This is a genomic window from Vibrio sp. Vb1755 (assembly GCF_033338635.1).
GTDB lineage: Bacteria > Pseudomonadota > Gammaproteobacteria > Enterobacterales > Vibrionaceae > Vibrio > Vibrio alginolyticus.
This window is the reverse complement of record NZ_JAWOTA010000229.1, coordinates 1-1,228: the sequence shown is the minus strand read 5'-3', so window position 1 is coordinate 1,228 and position 1,228 is coordinate 1. Positions and strand designations below refer to the sequence as shown.

Sequence of the window (1,228 nt, the reverse complement as noted above, 5' to 3'; positions counted from 1 at the left end):
GCATGAGCATCATAAAAACGTGCTGTTTTCGGTTTGGACTTATGATGCTCAACTCTTGGTTGTTTTTTGGCGCTCTGTTCATAGTGAGCAGATATCTTTTAAATCTGTCGTATCAATCCAAGACGTAAAGTCGGCCAACATTTAACATTACCTTAACTCCGTTATGGCAAGTGATTTACCGATAAAAATTAGAATTGTCTGGTTTGACATCAAGATTATTGAGGATTTCAGATGGCTTCAAAAGCGACAGGGATATCGATACTGAGTTTATTAGTAGCTCCGGTGGCGATGGGAGAGACCGCAAGCGCATACGATTTATGTTTGCTAGAAACAATCAAAAAAAGCAATGGCGAAGAAACAATCGAGAGCATTCGCAAGCTGTGTGAGTTAGATACCGTCACGAGCACTGCGTCTGTCGAATCAACAACGAAAGAACCAGAAGAACCGCAAGAAAGCTTGATCGATAAACGTTTGGAATCAGAAAAGCAAACCGCGTTCGAGCCTTTTAGCTTGGTTGCACATCGAATTAACTACATTCTGCCGTTTACTTATAGTGATCGCGTAAACAAACGTGCGTATGCCGACACCAAATACGGCGATGAACTGCGTAAGGAAGAGGCAGAGTTTCAAATCAGCTTTAAAGTACCAATGAACTACGACGATTTATTGTTTGACGGCGATGGTCTGTTTTTTGGTATGACGCTCAAATCGTTCTGGCAGGTATACACGGGGGATGCGTCGCGTCCGTTTCGCGAAACCAATTATCGTCCTGAGCTGTTTTACTTCACTCCTACAAGTTGGCAGCCGCTTGGTGGTTCAACTTGGCTGGGTTTCGGTATTGAGCATGAATCAAATGGCCAAAGACAAGAGCTATCGCGCAGTTGGAACCGCGTTTATACCAACTTAACCTTTGCGAAAGACAATTTTGTCGCCTCTATCCAACCTTGGTGGCGCATACCTGAGGACGAAAAAACCTTTCCGAATGATCCTAAAGGTGATGATAACCCAGATATCGAAGATTACATGGGGCATTTTGCGCTAACAAGCGCCTACAAATGGGACGATTACGAGTTCACGTTCTTGGGGCGCGAGAATTTTAAAACGCATAAAGGCTATGCTGAGATAGGTTTGTTGTTTCCAATTTGGGGAAAAGTTAGGGGATATGCTCAATACTCGACTGGATACGGCAAGAGCTTAATTGACTACGACCATAATCAGCAGCGCATTG

The 1,228-nt window shown here is 43.7% G+C and carries 1 protein-coding gene; it reads left to right on the top strand.

Features of this window, described 5'->3' with window-relative positions; all coding sequences use genetic code 11:
- Nucleotides 1–231: 231 nt before the first annotated feature.
- Nucleotides 232–1,228 (top strand): phospholipase A (locus R7E00_RS24130; protein WP_318124787.1); only part of this gene is annotated, 997 nt, incomplete at its 3' end.